The organism is Streptomyces sp. NBC_00988 (assembly GCF_045162645.1).
Classification (GTDB): Bacteria; Actinomycetota; Actinomycetes; order Streptomycetales; family Streptomycetaceae; genus Streptomyces.
Genome location: NZ_CP108730.1, coordinates 7,894,486 through 7,910,978, shown reverse-complemented (window position 1 = coordinate 7,910,978; position 16,493 = coordinate 7,894,486). Strand labels below are relative to the sequence as shown.

The window sequence follows — 16,493 nt, the reverse complement described above, 5'->3', positions numbered from 1 at the left end:
GCCGTGCGGGGTTTCCGCGTTTCCGGCCCCGCTCAGCTCGCCCGGATCACCTGGGTGATCCCGTTGATGATCTGCTGCACGGCGATGGCGGACAGCATCATCCCGGCGAGCCGGGTGACGAGGACGACCCCGCCGTCCTTGATGACCCGGATGATCAGCAGCGAGTACCGCATCACCACCCACAGCACGACATGGATGGCGAGGATCGCCGTCCACACCGACACCTGCGTGGCCACACTGTCGGCCTTCTGCACGGCGAGGATGACGGACACGATCGCACCGGGTCCGGCGAGCAGCGGCATGCCCAGCGGTACGAGGGCGACGTTGACGTCCTTGGTCTGCTTGGGCTCGTCGGTCTTGCCGGTGAGCAGGTCGAGCGCGATGAGCAGGAGCAGCAGCCCGCCCGCGATCATCAGCGCGGGCACGGAGACATGCAGGTAGTCGAGGATCTGATGCCCGAGCAGCCCGAAGACGGTGATGACACCGCCCGCGACACACACGGCCTGGAAGGCCATGCGCTTCTGCACCTTGGACGGTCGTCCCGAGGTCAGCGCGAGGAAGATCGGGGTGATCCCAGGGGGATCCATGATGACAAAAAGGGTCAGGAAGAGGGAGCCGAAGACGGCGACGTCGAACATGGGTGAGCCACGAGCCTTGCAGAGAGATGAGCGGAGAGAGACGTACGGAGTGGTCGAACGAGTTCAGGCTCCGCCGGTCCCCGGCACCGGGAACGCCCCGGTGGCGCGCCGCGTGATCTCGCCGTACACCTCGGGATCGGTCGTGTACTCCCCGAGCTGCACGCTCTTGCGGCTCCCGTGGTAGTCACTGGACCCGGTGGCCAGCAGCCCGAGCTCCTTCGCGAGCCCCCGCAACCGCACCCGAGTCTCGGCATCGTGATCCATGTGCTCGACCTCGATACCGTCGAGCCCGGCGGCAGCCATCTCGGCGATGGCGGCCTCAGGCACGGTATGCCCGCGCTTACTGGCGCCAGGGTGCGCGAACACGGTCACGCCACCCGCGGCCTTCACCAGCCGGATCGCCTCAAAGGGGTCGGTCTCGTGCTTGGCGACATGAGCGCGCCCGCCGTCGGCCAGCCACTCCACGGTGAACGCGTCGTTCACCGTGGGCACGACACCCAACTCGACGAGCGCGGTGGCCACATGAGGCCGCCCGACAGACCCTTCGCCGGCGATCCGGGCAACCTGTTCCCAGGTGACCGGCACCCCCAGCTCCTGAAGCCGCCCCACCATGGCCCGGGCCCGAGGCACCCGGTCGTCCCGAACCAGCTCCCGCTCGGCGAGCAGAGCAGGCTCCTCCGGGTCGAACAGGTAGGCCAGCATGTGCATGGACACCCCGTCGATCCGACAGGACATCTCGGCCCCGGTGACAAGCGTGAGCCCCGAGGGCAACGCGTCGATCGCCTCGGCATACCCACGACTGGTGTCGTGATCGGTCAGCGCGACAACGTCCAGACCGGCGGCGCCGGCATTCCGCACCAGCTCAGCGGGCGTGTCCGTACCGTCGGAGGCCGTGGAGTGGGTGTGCAGATCGATACGCACGCGCAAGCTCCAAACGGCGACAGTACAAAAAGGGACCACTCAAGGGTAACGGCATCCCAGGGGCCCCTATGAACGCCCCAGGGATCTTGCCCTCAAGGGACGCGGGCTGTGTCGATGTGCGGCTCCGCCGCCCGGGCGCGACCAGCTACAACGGCACCGCACCCACCCCACGACAGACCGAGCCACCCCTGAGGCGCTACGGCTCGATCAACCGCGGCGAAAGCGCCCCACACGGCACGAGATCAACCTCGGCCCCCGCATCCCGCAAATCGGTCAACACCAGCTCGTCGTACATCAACAACCCCGACTGCTCAGGCCACACCACAGCCCACAGCCACAACCCCAACGCCTCGCCGGCGAAAACGGCCCGGTCATCCGGCGCCGTAGAAACATGCCACAACGGCGTAGGCCGCCCCGCGGCAAGCAACTTCGCCTGAGGAGGCTTCTCCACGTTCATGTAAGGCCCGGGATCCGGACCGTCGATCCCCGCATACCGCGCCCCGAGCCCGACCCCCAGCTCCTCGGCGACAAGGATCAACTCCCCGATCCCCCCGAGGGGGCCCGGCCCGGAACAGGCCACGGCCGTAGCCCGTCCCCCACTGCGGTCGTCCCCCGCACAGGCCACGCCGGTGAACAGCCATCCGACCGGCAACGGCCACGGCATCCACACCGGCACCTTCGTCCGGTGCACCACGACACTGAGCGCCTCGACGCTGGGCGGGATCACGGGCTGCAGCGGATGCACCGTCCCGTGGAGATCGCACTGCCAGGAATCGGCGAAGAGTCCGGGAGCCCTGACCCGGCCACCACACTTCGGGCAACTGGGTTCGCCCCTCATAGGGCCCCACGGTCCTACCCTCACCCGCGCACGTCAAGGACGATCACCCGTCCGGCCGGGCCACTCACGGAACGAAACTAGATGCAGCTTGCATTTATTACCTTGCCTAACTTACTATGTGCATATACCAACTACTTGGGAGGAAGCATGGACGACCCCTTCGACAAGGGAGCCGACACCGGCACGGGCAGCATCCTTCGGCAGCCCAAGGCGGTCTGGGCCACCGCCGGCGCCTCGGTCGTCGCCTTCATGGGCATCGGACTCGTCGACCCGATCCTGCCGTCGATCGCCAAGGGCCTCGACGCCACGGCGAGCCAGGTCTCCCTGCTCTTCACCTCGTACTTCCTGATCACCGCCGTCGCGATGCTGGTGACCGGCTTCGTCTCCAGCCGGATCGGCGGCAAGAAGACCCTGCTGCTCGGCCTCGCCCTCGTCGTGGTCTTCGCGGGCCTCGCCGGCACCTCGGGCTCGGTCGGCGAACTCGTCGGCTTCCGGGCCGGCTGGGGCCTCGGCAACGCGCTCTTCGTGTCCACGGCCCTCGCCGTCATCGTCGGCGCGGCGGCCGGCGGCAGCGCCGCCGCGATCCTGCTCTACGAGTCCGCCCTGGGCCTCGGCATGGCCTGCGGCCCGCTGGTCGGTGCCCTGCTGGGCAACCAGAGCTGGCGCTACCCCTTCTTCGGCACCGCGTTCCTGATGGCGATCGGCTTCCTGTGCATCACGGTGTTCCTGAAGGAACAGCCGAAGCCCGCACAGAAGACCTCACTGCTCGACCCGCTCAAGGCCCTCGGCCACGGCGGTCTCGCCTCCGCAGCCGTCTCGTCCTTCTTCTACAACTACACGTTCTTCACCGTGCTGGCCTTCACCCCGTTCGTGCTGAACATGACCCCGTACAAGTCCGGTGCCGTGTTCTTCGCCTGGGGCGTCCTGCTCGCCGTCTTCTCGGTCTTCGTCGCTCCGCGCCTGCAGGCCCGGTTCGGCTCCCTGAAGGTGCTCGGCGGATCGCTGGTGCTCCTCGCCGTCGACGTCCTGGTCCTCGGCTACGGCAGCCACACCACCGCCGTCGTCTGCACGATCCTGTCCGGCGCCTTCATCGGCGTGAACAACACCGTCTACACCGAGCTGGCCCTGGGTGTGTCGGACGCGCCGCGCCCGGTGGCGAGCGCGGGCTACAACTTCGTCCGCTGGTTCGCCGCCGCTGCCGCGCCGTTCTTCGCCCCGAAGATCGAGGGGTGGAGCAACATCCACATCCCGTTCGTGGTCGCGGCCGTCACCGCGGCGCTGGGCGCGCTGGTGGTCCTCGTACGACGGAACGCGCTCACGCACGATGCCGAGGAGCTGGAGCCGCAGCACGCGGTGGAGGACGGTCTCGCGGTGTTCGCCAACTGACGGATTCCGGCCGGGCGTTGGTGACATCGGTCACGCGCGCGGCCGGTCGGGAGGTCAGTCGAGCGGGACGGACCTGCGGGAGGGATCCCGGAGGTCCGTCCCGTTCGTCAGCCAGCGTTCCTGGAGGGCCTGGGCGCCGTGGACGCGTTTCCAGGCGGCCTCGTTCGGGGTCATGGGGAGCAGCGGCAGGAAGCGCACCGGATCGAGGGGCTCGTCGAGTTCCAGGTCCTCGACCAGCCCGCCCGGCTCGGCGACCAGCACCGAGGTGAACGGGGCGCCGGGCCACAGCGGTTCGCCCACGTCGAGCGAGGCGCCGGGGGCCACGATCACGCCCTCGACCTGCGGGGACGCGGCGAGGACGGCAAGGGGTCGTAGCACCTTGTCGGTGTCCGCGAGGCCGCCGCGGACGGAGAGGACCAGCTCGGCGCGCGGGCCCGCGACCGGGTCGGCGAGCATCGCCGCGGGGTCGCTCATCGGCTGCGCTGACATGCCGAGGGTGGCGTAGCGGACGACGGTCCCGTCCTGGTTGTCGCCCGGGAAACGCAGGACCTCGACGCGGTCCGTGCCGAGGAAGGTGACCGCGGCGCGGGCGTCCGGATCGCCCAGCGCGGTACGCAACCGTGCCTCGACCAGAGCAAGAACATCAACCATGCGGCGAGCATAGAACTCGTCAGTACCGGGCAAAGCAGCGCCTTGACAGTTCAGTCGGCTGATAGTCTTGGCCGGTCGTTCGGGGCAGCACGCAGAAGCGTCGCGATCAAGTCCCGACGCCGTCGACACTCCCCCACGGGGGACCGGCCGGAGGAGGTGGGGCTGCAATGGACCGAAGTCGGCCTGGCAGTACCACCCGCTCTTCCGGCCGCTGATGTCGTCGCTCTGGCTCTGCTTCTAGCCTCCAGCCGGCTGCCGCCGCCTCTCGCACTTCTTCACTGTCGCGGAAGAGCACTTCGTTTCTTTTTCCTGATCTGCCTGATCTGTCCGGTGTGTTCGATCCGACCGATCTGTCTGTTCCGAAGTCAGTGCCTGTATCAGTAGCGAAGTTCGCCACCGCGACGGTGCGGTGCTCCCCGCTTTGTGGACGTGCCAAACATCCGTACCCAGGACGTCCCCATTCCGGGCAGTTCCAACCGTCCGCCGGCGCCTTTCGTTGCTCGACGCGAAGGAGCCCGCCATGTCGATGATCCGCGACCTGCGTGCCGTGGTCCGCCCGTCCCGTCCCTCCCTGCGCAAGGACGGCGGCGCGTACGACACGACCCGCGACCCCGGCACCCCCTCGGCCGTCGTCGACTGCGCCGTCTACCGCGACGGTGCCCGCGTCGACATCGGCAAGCCGCTCACCCCGCACGAGGCGATGCGTCTGGTGCGCCGTGACGGCGGCTTCGTGTGGATCGGCCTGCACGAGCCGACCGAGGCCGAATTCGCCGTCATCGCCCGGGAGTTCGGACTCCACCCGCTCGCCGTCGAGGACGCCGTACAGGCCCACCAGCGCCCCAAGCTGGAGCGCTACGACGACTCCCTCTTCACCGTCTTCAAGACCATCCACTACGTCGAGCACGACCAACTCACCGCCAACAGCGAGGTAGTCGAGACCGGCGAGGTCATGTGCTTCACCGGGCGGGACTTCTTCATCACCGTCCGGCACGGCGGCCAGGGCTCGCTGCGTGCGCTGCGGCACCGGCTGCAGGACGACCCCGAGCTGCTCGCGCGCGGTCCCTCGGCGGTGCTGCACTCGATCGCCGACCACGTCGTCGACGGCTATGTCGCGGTCGCGGACGCGGTGCAGGACGACATCGACGAGGTCGAGACCGAGGTGTTCACGCCGGGCCGCAAGGGCGGGGTCTCGCGCGGTGTCGACTCGGCGCGGATCTACCAACTCAAGCGCGAGGTACTGGAGTTCAAGCGCGCGGTGTCGCCACTGCTGCGTCCCATGCAGCTGCTGAGCGAGCGGCCGATGCGGCTGATCGACCCGGACATCCAGAAGTACTTCCGCGATGTCGCCGACCACCTCGCCCGGGTCCACGAGCAGGTCATCGGCTTCGACGAGCTGCTCAACTCGATCCTCCAGGCCAACCTCGCACAGGCGTCCGTCGCCCAGAACGAGGACATGCGGAAGATCACCGCATGGGCCGCGATCATCGCCGTACCGACGATGGTGACGGGCGTGTACGGCATGAACTTCGAGCACATGCCGGAGCTGCACGCGCGGTACGGGTATCCGGCGGTGCTCGCCTTCACGGTGACGGTCTGTCTGGCGATCCACCGCACGCTGAAGCGCAACGGCTGGCTGTGAGCGGCCTGGATAGGCTGAGCGCCATGACTAGCAGCGAGCTGCTCGACCAGGCCCTCGTCGAGGAGGCCACGAAGAAGTCCGGCCTCGTCTGGGTCAACGGTCCGGGCGTCCCGGCCCGCGCCCTGTGGCACGTCTGGCACGAGGGCGCGGCCTGCCTGATCGGCGACGGACCGGGCGAACAGCCGCTGCCGGGACTGGCCGACGGCGGCCCCGCCGAGGTCACGGTCCGCAGCAAGGACAAGGGCGGCCGGCTGGTCACCTGGACGGCGAAGGTCGTGGAACTGGCCCCGGACTCCGAGGCCTGGACGGCGGCCGTCGCCGAGCTGAAGGGCAAGCGCCTCAACGCCCCCGACGGCGAGGCGATGACGGCCCGTTGGGCGCGCGAGTGCCGGGTGCTGCGCCTGGAACCGACGGGAGCGACGGCCGGCCTGCCGGAGGATTCGCTGGCCGAGCCCCCGCTGCCGACTCCGGCGACGACCCGTCAGCCGATGCCGGCCGGGTTGCCGCGCCTGCTCCTGAAGAAACGCAAACGCCGGTAACTGCCGTCAACTAACGCTAAGAAGACGGCAGTTGCTTGCCGTAGTCGACAGTGTCGTCGTCCGCCGGTTCCTTCACCGTGAAGCTCCTGCCCCAGTCCGAGAAGGTCAGGGTGCCCGCGCCGCCCGCACGGACCAGCCGGAGCGGATACGGCTTGCCCTCCAGGGACACGTCGAGGGTGCCGCCGGAGCCGTCGTCGCCGGTGATGCGGATCGTCCGGACACCGTTCTGCGCGTGGTGCCCGTCCGTCGCGAGCGAACCGTGCAGGGTCAGCAGACTGGAGAGGAGGACGTCCTTGTCCGTGAAACCACTGAACTTCTTGTACGAGGGGTCCCCCTGCGGCACCTTCACGTACTTGCCGTGCAGCGAGTCGCCGGCGCCCGAGTCCCCGTTGCTGTTCCAGAAGTCCGCGTCGGCCTTCAGGTACAGCTGCTCGCCGATCCGCAGCAGCCCGAAGGTCGACCCCTTCGAGGTGACCGACCCGCTGCCGCCGTCGGACTTCAGCCGCATGTCGAGCGTGTACGTCCGCCCGCTGGTGACGACGGTCCCCGACAGCCGTACCGCGTCGGCGGCACCCGCGGCCGTCACGGACCTGGACTGGATCTTGTCGGCGGCCAGCTTGCCGACCCCGTTGGTCCCCGCGTCCGGGTCCCCGCCGCCGCACCCCGTCAGGGCCAGGACACAGACCGCGCCGAGCAGCGCCGCACGACGGTTTCGGACCTGGGGAATCGCAGTCACAGGTGGGTTGCCTTCCGTGCGGGGGGCGATGGCGTACGGCAGCGTACCGGGGCCGCGAGGCACCGGCGGAGCCAGTCCGTCCGGACCGCCCACCAGCGCGGATCACATAGGGACGGGCTAGCCTGAAGCCCGTCCGAGCAGGCATTTCGGAAGATCCGGAAACCACAGAATCCATCGGCGGACCAGAAAAGAAAGAAGGAGGTGCGGCCATGGCAGCCGGCGCTCCCCGAGTCTTCGTGTCGCACCTCTCCGGTGTCGCCGTCTTCGACCCGAACGGCGACCAGGTGGGCCGCGTCCGCGACCTCGTCGCCATGCTCCGCGTCGGCCGGCGGCCCCCTCGGCTGCTCGGCCTCGTCGTCGAACTCTCCACCCGGCGCCGCATCTTCCTCCCGATGACCCGGATCACCGGCATCGAGTCCGGCCAGGTCATCACGACCGGCGTGCTGAACGTCCGCCGTTTCGAGCAACGGCCCACCGAGCGGCTGGTGTTCGGCGAACTCCTGGACCGGCGCGTCACCCTCGTCGAGACCGACGAGGAGGTCACCGTCCTCGACCTGTCGGTGCAGCACCTGCCGGCCCGCCGGGACTGGGAGATCGACCGGATCTTCGTCCGCAAGGGCAGGACCGGCGGAGCCTTCAGAAGGGCCAAGGGCGAGACGCTGACCGTGGACTGGTCCAGCGTCACCGGTTTCTCCCTTGAGGAGCAGGGACAGGGCGCGGAGAGCCTCCTGGCCACCTTCGAGCAGCTGCGCCCCGCCGACCTCGCCAACGTCCTGCACCATCTCTCCCCCAAGCGCCGCGCCGAGGTCGCCGCCGCCCTCGACGACGACCGCCTCGCCGACGTCCTCGAAGAACTCCCCGAGGACGACCAGATCGAGATCCTCGGCAAGCTGAAGGAGGAGCGCGCGGCCGACGTCCTGGAGGCCATGGACCCGGACGACGCGGCCGACCTCCTCTCCGAACTCCCCGAGGACGACAAGGAGCGCCTGCTCAACCTGATGCAGCCCTCCGAGGCAGCCGACGTCCGCCGCCTCATGTCGTACGAGGAGCACACAGCGGGCGGCCTCATGACGACCGAGCCGATCGTCCTACGGCCCGACGCGACCGTCGCCGACGCGCTGGCCCGGGTCCGCAGCGCCGACCTCTCCCCCGCGCTCGCCGCCCAGGTCTACGTCTGCCGCCCGCCCGACGACACCCCGACCGGCAAGTACCTCGGCACGGTCCACTTCCAGCGGCTGCTGCGCGACCCGCCGTACACCCTGGTCAGCGCGATCATCGACGACGACCTGCAGCCGCTCGACCCGGACGCGACGCTGCAGCTCATCGCCGGGTTCTTCGCGACGTACGACATGGTCGCGGCGCCCGTGGTCGACGAGACCGGGTCGCTGCTCGGGGCGGTGACCGTGGACGACGTGCTGGACCACATGCTGCCGGAGGACTGGCGGGAGACCGAGTTCCACCTCGACGAGGGCGAGGGCGAGAACGAGGGCGACCGCGAGAACGAGGCAGAGGCATCGGAAGAGACAACGGCAGACGCTTCGACAGAGGCGGAGGAGGTGGCGGCTCATGACTCCTGAGCGCGAGTCCACGCGCGAGCGGACCCCGGCGGGCGCGACCGCCACCACCCGGACCCGGGCCCGGCTCGACCAGCCGCGTCCGCCCCGGCGCCGGTTCCTGCCCGAGTACGACCCGGAGGCCTTCGGGCGGCTGTCGGAGCGGATCGCGCGGTTCCTGGGCACCGGGCGGTTCATCGTCTGGATGACGGTCGTCATCATCGCCTGGGTGCTGTGGAACATCTTCGCGCCGCGGGACGTGCGGTTCGACAACTACCCGTTCATCTTCCTGACGCTGATGCTGTCGCTCCAGGCCTCCTACGCGGCCCCGCTGATCCTGCTCGCGCAGAACCGGCAGGACGACCGCGACAAGGTCAACCTGGAGCAGGACCGCAAGCAGAACGAGCGGTCGATCGCCGACACCGAGTACCTCACCCGCGAGATCGCCGCCCTGCGCATCGGCCTCGGCGAGGTGGCGACCCGGGACTGGATCCGCTCCGAGCTCCAGGATCTGGTGAAAGAGCTCGATGAACGGGAGAACGGCCACCGCAAACACGTCGTATTCCCGGCGGAACGGTCGCACGGACGTGACGTAGACGACCGGTGACGGGCTTACCGGGGGCCCCGCGCGGCGCCGTACCATCGACCCTATGGCTACGGAAGACGCGGTGCGTGAAGCGCTGTCGACGGTGAACGACCCCGAGATCAACCGACCCATCACCGAGTTGGGGATGGTCAAGTCGGTGGAGATCGGTGCGGACGGAGCGGTCGCGGTCACCGTGTACCTGACGGTCTCCGGCTGCCCCATGCGCGAGACGATCACGCAGCGCGTGACGGACGCGGTCCTGGGGGTCGAGGGCGTCACCGGTGTCGACGTGACCCTCGACGTGATGAGCGACGAGCAGCGCAAGGAACTCGCGACCGCCCTGCGCGGTGGCAAGACCGAGCGCGAGGTCCCCTTCGCGCAGCCCGGCTCCCTCACGCGCGTGTACGCGGTCGCCTCCGGCAAGGGCGGCGTCGGCAAGTCCTCGGTGACGGTGAACCTCGCGGCCGCGATGGCCGCCGACGGCCTGAAGGTCGGTGTCGTCGACGCCGACATCTACGGCCACAGCGTCCCGCGCATGCTGGGCGCCGACGGCCGTCCCACGCAGGTCGAGAACATGATCATGCCGCCGTCGGCACACGGCGTGAAGGTCATCTCCATCGGCATGTTCACGCCGGGCAACGCGCCGGTGGTGTGGCGCGGCCCGATGCTGCACCGCGCGCTCCAGCAGTTCCTGGCGGACGTGTACTGGGGCGACCTGGACGTCCTGCTCCTCGACCTCCCCCCGGGCACGGGCGACATCGCGATCTCCGTCGCCCAACTCGTCCCGAACGCCGAGATCCTGGTCGTGACGACCCCTCAGCAGGCGGCGGCCGAGGTCGCCGAGCGGGCCGGCTCCATCGCCGTACAGACCCACCAGAAGATCGTCGGCGTCGTCGAGAACATGGCGGGCCTGCCGTGCCCGCACTGCGGCGAGATGGTCGACGTCTTCGGCACGGGCGGCGGCCAGTCGGTGGCGGACGGCCTCACGCGCACGACGGGCGCCAGCGTCCCCGTCCTCGGCTCCATCCCGATCGACGTCCGCCTCCGCGAGGGCGGCGACGAGGGCAAACCGGTCGTCCTGACGGACCCGGACTCCCCGGCGGGCGCGGCACTGCGCGCGATCGCGGGCAAGCTGGGCGGCCGGCAGCGAGGCCTCTCGGGCATGTCGCTGGGGATCACCCCGAGGAACAAGTTCTAGGCACGTTCCAGGCATCTTCTTACGAGGTCCTACAGGGACTTCTCTACGACGATGGGGGCGCCGTCCGGTGAGACGGCGCCCCCATCGTCGTAGCCGCTACTGGGCTGCGTAGACAGCGATGTCCTTGATCATGGCGAAGCCGAGCCCGTACGCGCTCATGCCCCTGCCGTACGCCCCCACGTGCACGCCCTCCTGAGTCGACCCGGCCAGCACCCAGCCGAACTCGGACTCGCGGTAGTGGAAGGGCGTCGGCACGCCGTCCACGGGGAGGGACAGGGTGGACCAGTCGTCGCCGGCGAGGTCGTCGGCCAGGACCCAGGCCGTCTCCGTCTGCTGCTCCAGCCAGTCGTCGCGCAGGGTGTGGTCCATCTGGCCGGGCCAGGTGAAGGACAGCAGCCCCACACCGGCGAGCCAGGCCGCCGAGGAGACCGAGGTGGCCTCCAGGAGGCCGGTGCCGTCGGCGGTGCGCCGGGCGGGGTTGCCCGCGACGGTGACGACGACCGCGAACTTCTCCTTGTCCTCCGTGCCTTCGTTGCGTACGGAGGGCTCGTCGCCGTGCCCGATCGAACCGTGCTCGACGGCTCCGTCCGCCGCCATGCCCACCTGCATCAGCCAGCGCGGTCCCGTGAAGGCCTCGTCGAGGCCGTACCACGGGAAGGGCGCCAGCAGGTAGCCGTCGACCGTGCGCCGGGCGGAGGGGAGTTGTTGTCCGCCCTCCGCGGCCGGCGCCTGCGCGCCTACCCGACTCGTCGTCTCCATGCTCCGGACGCCTCCTCGTTCTCGTCGGACCGGGGCGGCCCGCCCCCCTTCGGGCGACTCGCCCGGTCCGCACAACAACTCGGCAGCATAGCCACCTCGTGCGAGGCAGCCCGGAAAGCGCCCGGCGCGCGAGGCGCACGGGGGCCTTGTTCAGGCCGTACGGAGGCGTGGAAGTGGCTGGAGGCGTATGAAACGCGTCACGTAGGACGCGGTCGGGCGACTGTCGTCATGCGGCTCGGTCGGCGTCCGCTTACCGCCTCAGCCGGCGTCTGCTTGCGCCTCAGCCGACGTCCGCTTACGGCTCAGGTGGCGTCCGCGTCGAAGGGCGGGCGGTCGTCCTTCTCCGGGTCCTCGGGCTTCTTGGTCATGTCGAGACGACCGCTGCCGGAGGACGACGACGAAGGGGACGGCGAGGAAGTGGAGGGGGAGTCCGCGCTCTGGACCGCCTCCGTGACCTCGGCCATCTCCTTCTTCAGGTCGAAGCCGTTGCGGATCTCCTTGAGCCCCAGTTCGTCGTTGTCCAGCTGCTTGCGCAGGAACGTCTTGGGGTTGAGGTCCTCGAAGTCGAAGTCCTTGAACTCCGGACCGAGCTCCTCGCGGATGTCCGCCTTGGCGCTCTCCGAGAACTCTCGGATCTTCCGGATCGTCCGCATGACGTCCTGGATGACCTTCGGGAGCTTGTCCGGGCCGAAGACGAGCACGGCGAGGACAATGATCGTCACCAGCTCTAGCGGGCCTATGTCATTGAACACCTGAAGCTCCTTGCGATGTCCTCGGTCCTCGGCCCTCGGTGGTCTGTGCGGGTCTTCCGTGGTCCGGGCCGGGTCCACGGTACCCGGCGATCCCACCCGACCGGTACTGTCCCGGGGGCTACGAGTGGGTGTACACCACCGGTTTTCCGGGTTGTTTGCCTAGTGGGACGGGGCGCGGGCCTCTCACCTGTGACGTTTCTGTCAATCACCGGTCGCCGAGCCCAGAACGAGCGACAAGGTCATGTCTTTGCCGCCTCGCCGCAAGGTCAGCCGCAGGTGGTCGCCGGGCCGATGGGCACGCGTCCTGACGATGAGCTCGTTACCGGAGTGGACAGGCTCGCCGTCGACCTGGGTGATGACGTCGCCCGCCCTCAGCCCCGCCTTGGCACCGGGACCGCCCGGGGTGACGGCGGGCCCGTCCCCGCTGCCCTTCGTGGCGACACGAGCCCCGTCCCCCGCGTATTCCATGTCGAGGGTGACGCCGATGACCGGATGCGTCGCCTTCCCGGTATTGATCAGCTCCTCGGCAACACGCTTGGCCTGATTGACCGGAATGGCGAACCCGAGCCCGATCGACCCGGCCTGCCCACTCTCCGTCCCGTCCCCGACCCCGTCGTCGGCGGACCGAATGGCCGAGTTGACGCCGACCAGCCGCCCCTGCGCATCGAGCAACGGCCCACCGGAGTTCCCGGGATTGATGGGCGCGTCGGTCTGCAACGCGTCGACATACGACACGTCACTCCCGTCCGACGCCTCACCCCCGGCGGTGATGGGCCGCTCCTTGGCGCTGATGATCCCGGAGGTCACCGTGTTGTCGAGATCAAAGGGCGCGCCGATCGCGACAACGGGGTCCCCCACCCGCACGTTGTCGGAGTTCCCGAGCGGCATCGGCGTCAGCCCCCGCACCCCCCTCACCTGCACGACGGCGAGGTCGTACCCGGTGTCACGCCCGACGACTTTCCCCTTGACGGTCTGCCCCCCACTGAAGCTGACGGATATCCGACCGTCACCACCAGCGGACTCCACCACATGGTTGTTGGTGAGGATGTGCCCCCGCGTGTCCAGCACGATCCCCGTCCCGGTCCCCGACTCCTCGTCCCCGGTGACATGCAGCGTCACGACACTGGGCAGGGCCCGAGCGGCGATCCCGGCAACACTGCCCGGCGCCCGCTGGCTGTCTTCCTCCCCGGCCTGCGGCAACACGATGTCCCCGCCGATCCCGTCCCGCTCCAGATGCGCCCCTACGACGCCACCTATGCCACCGGAGAGAAGAGCCAGGGCGAGGGCTGAGGCGGCGAGCAGCTTCCGGGTGCGGGAGCGCTGCCGTTCGGGGGTGCCGGCCTGCTGGAGGGGGGCGGGGGAGGCCCAGGGGTCGTAGCGGTGCCAGGGGTTGGTGGCTGGGGTGGAGGGAGAGGTCAAGGTGTCGGAGACGGGCGCCGCAGAGGTGCCAGGAGCTGCTGTGGAGGCCTGTGGAGCCACCCCGGACGCAGGGGCACCCCCCGGATGCTGAACGGGCGGCGCAGCCGCCCAGGGCCCCGGCTCACCGTACGGCGGGGTGCTGTAGGGATCGGGGTCGTGCAGGGGCGTGGGCCGGTCGGTGGGCGGGACGATCGCGCCGGGCGGTGTCGGGGGTTCAGGCGCGGGATGTCCAGGTTCGAAATCAGCGCCGACGCCTAGAGACGCGGCGGCGGCCGGGGCGACCGACAGGGGGTGGTCCAGCTCGGAAACACCGTCGACGTCTACGGCCCCGCCGCCGCCCGGAGAATCCGACATGGGCTGATCCAGCTCGGAAACACCATCGCCGTCCACGGCCCCGTCGGGGGAACCCGACAAGGGGCGCCCCAACTCGAAGTCGGCGTCAACGCCCGCAGCCACAGCGCCAGTCGAGACCTCCGGAACGCAACGCCCCGACTCAGTCTCACCGCGCGTGTCTACGACCGCCGCAGCAGCCGAAGGTCCCGCCAGGGGACGCCTCAACTCGAAATCACCATCAACACCCGCAACCGCACCGCCAGTTGGAGCCCCACCCGCAGGCCGACCCGACTCGACATCGTCGCCGGCATCGTCAGCCGCGTCCCCGGCCAAGCCCTCCCCCACCACAGGACGTCCCGCCTCGAAGTCGCCCCCGCCGGAGGCCACTTCACCGCTCAGTCCCTCGACAGGTGCCCACAACTCGAAGTCCCCATCGCCGGCGACCCGAGACGCACCCGGTGGCCGCAACGCAAAGTCCCCGTCGGTATCCCCGACGCCCTGGGTATCCGCAGCGGCATCCCCGTCGATGCCGACCCCGCGGACACGGACCCCGGCATCACCGAAAGGCTTCGGCGCGGCGTCCTCCGCCTCAGCCGTGCCCGGTATCGCGGTACCCCGGCCCCGAGCCCACCACTTCGTCTTCGCAGGCCCCTGACCCGGCGTCCCCTCGTCCATGGTCCCCGTCCCCCCACAACTGCCCGCGCCAACCCCGTACTCCCCGGATTCAACCAGGTTCGCGGACCGTGGCGCAGAGGCCGGTCAGTGGAGGGGGTGGGAGGGGAGCGAGGGGGTGGAAGAGGGGGACGAGGTGGCGTCGGGCGGCGGGGTGCGGAGCAGGCCCGGGGTCATGACCTCGGGGGCCGTGGACCACGACGTGAGGGCTACCGGCGGGGTCGCGTTCAGCGGGCGAATCAGGGGGGAGATGACCGCCGCTCCGGCCATCACCGGCGCGGAGAGCGTGTGCATGACCTCGTCGCCCTGGACGGCCGCAGGTGACGGCACTCCGGGGAGCAGCGGGGCCGAGACCGAGGTCGGCGGGACCCCGGTGTCGCCGAGCATCGAGCGCTGGCTGGCGCCCTGGGCGAGCAGGGGTCCGACCGCGCGGCGGCGCCCCGCGTCGGTGGTCGCCGCCGCGCCCGCACCCTGGGTACGCGCCGGCGTCACACCCGTACCGCCCCGCGCTTCCGCGGCCGTGTCGCCCGGCGCGACCGTGGCCACCCCGCCCAGCGCGATCGCGGCCAGCGAGACCGCCCCGGCGGCGACGAACGCGAACCGCATCCCGCGCGAGGCGGAGCGGTCGGCGTCGTGCCGGCTGACGTCATGGATACGGAAGCCCTCGCGGGCGGACCGGGACGAAGACGGGGAGGGAGACGAAGGAGTCAGGGCCCTGGCCACGTGCGGGCCCGCGGGGACGTAGCCGAACTCGAACGCGTCGAGCGGACCGTCTCTTTTGACGCCGAAGACACCGATCCCGGCGGCGAACAGTCCCCCGCCGGGCGGCTCCTCGCCGTCCGTGTCGCCGCCTCCGCCGGGGAGCCCCTGCAGACGGGCCAGGAAGCTCTCGGAAGGGGGCGGTGGGGCCATTTCCGCGAACACGTTCTTCAGTCGGCGCTGCGCGTCGGCCTCGGCCTTGCACTTCGTACAGGTGGCCAGGTGCGCCAGTACACGCTCGCGCGACTCATGACCGAGCTCCCCGTCCACCAGGGCGGAAAGTCGGTCTCCCAAGTGCTGCTCCGCAGGCGTAGGACGTGATCCACTCACGCGGTCGCGCCCCCTCCCCCCAGCGCGGGCACACGCGCCACGAAGGAACGGCGCTCGGCCCGTGCTTCCGGCGAGCGGTGCGCGAGGGCCTTGCGGAGCTGGGAGCGGCCACGGTGGATCCGGGAACGGACCGTACCGAGCTTGACGCCCAGGGTCGCGGCGATCTCCTCGTACGAGAGACCCTCGATGTCGCACAGGACGACCGCCGCCCGGAACTCCGGGGCGAGGGTGTCCAGGGCCTGCTGGACGTCCGCGTCGAAGTGCGCGTCGTTGAAGACCTGCTGGGGTGACGGCTCGCGGCTGGGCAGTCGCTCGGCCGCGTCCTCCCCCAGCGCGTCGAAACGGATGCGCTGCTTGCGGCGGACCATGTCCAGGAAGAGGTTGGTGGTGATGCGGTGCAGCCAGCCTTCGAAGGTGCCGGGCGTGTACGTCGACAGCGAACGGAAGACCCGGACGAAGACCTCCTGAGTGAGGTCCTCGGCGTCGTGCTGGTTCCCCGTCAGGCGGTACGCGAGCCGGTACACACGGCCGCTGTGGGTGCTGACGATCTCCTCCCAGGTGGGCGGAGTCCACGCCTGCCCGTCCGCGTCGGTGGAGAAGGTCGCGGTCTGGGCATGGTCAGCGGCGTGGCTGTGGTCAGCAGCGGTGTCGTTCACGGATTTCGGCCTGCCCGCCGATCCGAGAAAGCGCCGAAGCACTCCTCCCCGATCCACAGGTACAGCCGCACCTCCCCTGTCGGCTCTGGTGGTGTCCAGTGGAGCCCCTACCATAGCCACCTCGCCCG

The 16,493-nt window shown here is 69.9% G+C and carries 16 protein-coding genes; 6 read left to right on the top strand and 10 right to left on the bottom strand.

Annotated elements, in window-relative coordinates:
* Window positions 1–32 precede the first annotated feature (32 nt).
* The 3 genes from OG496_RS36530 to OG496_RS36520 form a co-directional block, all read right to left on the bottom strand.
* Window positions 33–638 (bottom strand): MarC family protein, encoded by a 606-nt coding sequence (locus tag OG496_RS36530; RefSeq protein WP_043674666.1) that lies wholly within the window; start codon window positions 636–638, stop codon window positions 33–35.
* A gap of 63 nt (window positions 639–701) precedes the next feature.
* Window positions 702–1,559: a PHP domain-containing protein gene (locus tag OG496_RS36525; protein ID WP_405973919.1), complete on the bottom strand. Its 858-nt coding sequence runs from the start codon at window positions 1,557–1,559 to the stop codon at window positions 702–704.
* Between the two features lie 196 nt (window positions 1,560–1,755).
* A complete protein-coding gene (locus OG496_RS36520; protein WP_365305197.1) occupies window positions 1,756–2,397 on the bottom strand; it encodes a DUF6758 family protein in 642 nt (213 codons plus the stop codon).
* A 147-nt stretch (window positions 2,398–2,544) separates the two neighbouring features.
* Between OG496_RS36520 and OG496_RS36515 the strand changes: the two genes are divergently transcribed.
* Window positions 2,545–3,783 (top strand): MFS transporter, encoded by a 1,239-nt coding sequence (locus tag OG496_RS36515; protein ID WP_405973918.1) that lies wholly within the window; start codon window positions 2,545–2,547, stop codon window positions 3,781–3,783.
* A 54-nt stretch (window positions 3,784–3,837) separates the two neighbouring features.
* Here the strand turns inward: OG496_RS36515 and OG496_RS36510 are convergent, their stop codons facing one another.
* Window positions 3,838–4,434, bottom strand: coding sequence for a suppressor of fused domain protein (locus OG496_RS36510; protein ID WP_405973917.1), 597 nt, complete (start codon window positions 4,432–4,434; stop codon window positions 3,838–3,840).
* Window positions 4,435–4,954: 520 nt separating this feature from the next.
* Between OG496_RS36510 and OG496_RS36505 the strand changes: the two genes are divergently transcribed.
* Together OG496_RS36505 and OG496_RS36500 are read left to right on the top strand one after the other, a co-directional pair.
* Window positions 4,955–6,073, top strand: coding sequence for a magnesium and cobalt transport protein CorA (locus tag OG496_RS36505; protein ID WP_366489698.1), 1,119 nt, complete (start codon window positions 4,955–4,957; stop codon window positions 6,071–6,073).
* A gap of 23 nt (window positions 6,074–6,096) precedes the next feature.
* Window positions 6,097–6,612, top strand: a complete 516-nt coding sequence (locus tag OG496_RS36500) for a hypothetical protein (RefSeq protein ID WP_405973916.1) — start codon at window positions 6,097–6,099, stop codon at window positions 6,610–6,612.
* A 16-nt stretch (window positions 6,613–6,628) separates the two neighbouring features.
* On the opposite strand, the gene OG496_RS36495 is transcribed toward OG496_RS36500, so the two are convergent.
* Entirely contained in the window at window positions 6,629–7,348 is a 720-nt protein-coding gene (locus tag OG496_RS36495; RefSeq protein ID WP_405973915.1) for a hypothetical protein, read from the bottom strand.
* Window positions 7,349–7,557: 209 nt separating this feature from the next.
* Between OG496_RS36495 and OG496_RS36490 the strand changes: the two genes are divergently transcribed.
* Genes OG496_RS36490 through OG496_RS36480 form a run of 3 tightly spaced genes read left to right on the top strand, consistent with a single transcriptional unit; the run spans window position 7,558 to window position 10,685 of the window.
* A complete protein-coding gene (locus tag OG496_RS36490) occupies window positions 7,558–8,925 on the top strand; it encodes a magnesium transporter MgtE N-terminal domain-containing protein (RefSeq protein WP_405973914.1) in 1,368 nt (455 codons plus the stop codon).
* Window positions 8,915–9,508 carry a DUF1003 domain-containing protein gene (locus OG496_RS36485; protein ID WP_366489692.1) on the top strand — a complete coding sequence of 198 codons (594 nt, stop codon included), beginning with the start codon at window positions 8,915–8,917 and terminating at the stop codon, window positions 9,506–9,508. The genes OG496_RS36490 and OG496_RS36485 overlap by 11 nt, the downstream gene beginning before the upstream one ends.
* Before the next feature lie 43 nt (window positions 9,509–9,551).
* Window positions 9,552–10,685 carry an Mrp/NBP35 family ATP-binding protein gene (locus OG496_RS36480; RefSeq protein ID WP_366489690.1) on the top strand — a complete coding sequence of 378 codons (1,134 nt, stop codon included), beginning with the start codon at window positions 9,552–9,554 and terminating at the stop codon, window positions 10,683–10,685.
* 96 nt (window positions 10,686–10,781) lie between these two features.
* Here OG496_RS36480 and OG496_RS36475 read toward each other — a convergent pair whose 3' ends face one another.
* From OG496_RS36475 to sigE, 5 genes are all read right to left on the bottom strand, one after another.
* Window positions 10,782–11,444, bottom strand: coding sequence for a hypothetical protein (locus OG496_RS36475; protein ID WP_405973913.1), 663 nt, complete (start codon window positions 11,442–11,444; stop codon window positions 10,782–10,784).
* Window positions 11,445–11,746: 302 nt separating this feature from the next.
* Window positions 11,747–12,196 (bottom strand): sec-independent translocase, encoded by a 450-nt coding sequence (locus tag OG496_RS36470; protein ID WP_366489687.1) that lies wholly within the window; start codon window positions 12,194–12,196, stop codon window positions 11,747–11,749.
* A 201-nt stretch (window positions 12,197–12,397) separates the two neighbouring features.
* Window positions 12,398–13,969 carry a trypsin-like peptidase domain-containing protein gene (locus OG496_RS36465; RefSeq protein WP_405973912.1) on the bottom strand — a complete coding sequence of 524 codons (1,572 nt, stop codon included), beginning with the start codon at window positions 13,967–13,969 and terminating at the stop codon, window positions 12,398–12,400.
* A gap of 738 nt (window positions 13,970–14,707) precedes the next feature.
* Window positions 14,708–15,709 carry an anti-sigma factor family protein gene (locus OG496_RS36460; protein ID WP_405973911.1) on the bottom strand — a complete coding sequence of 334 codons (1,002 nt, stop codon included), beginning with the start codon at window positions 15,707–15,709 and terminating at the stop codon, window positions 14,708–14,710.
* Window positions 15,706–16,407, bottom strand: coding sequence for an RNA polymerase sigma factor SigE (gene sigE, locus OG496_RS36455; RefSeq protein ID WP_019072074.1), 702 nt, complete (start codon window positions 16,405–16,407; stop codon window positions 15,706–15,708). The genes OG496_RS36460 and sigE overlap by 4 nt, the downstream gene beginning before the upstream one ends.
* Window positions 16,408–16,493 lie beyond the last annotated feature (86 nt).